Origin of the sequence: Virgibacillus sp. 7505 (assembly GCF_002272135.1) — a bacterium.
Classification (GTDB): domain Bacteria; phylum Bacillota; class Bacilli; order Bacillales; family Amphibacillaceae; genus Terribacillus.
In genome coordinates, this window is the sequence record NZ_NPBF01000308.1 from 1 (window position 1) to 236 (window position 236).

Annotated in this window: 1 protein-coding gene; it reads left to right on the forward strand. The window is 46.2% G+C overall.

Annotated features, from left to right (window positions below):
* A partial coding sequence (locus CHH91_RS19085) for a PRD domain-containing protein (protein WP_141234252.1) occupies positions 1–236 on the forward strand: 236 nt, incomplete at both ends.

The window sequence follows — 236 nt, forward strand, 5'->3', positions numbered from 1 at the left end:
ATACAAGGAGAGCCGTTTGAGCAGTCCAATGCAGAATTGGCAGGCAGATTAAAGCAGTTTATTGCCGGAATGGAACAAGATTTATCTGTCTCTTTAGCCGAACCGTCCTTATTCCAAGGGTTGCTCGCTCATCTTAAACCTGCTCTCTACCGGGTGAGGCAAGGAATGAAGATCCATAATCCGCTGCTTGAAAAAGTCAAGGCCGATTATGCTGCTCTGTTTGCCGTAACAGCAAA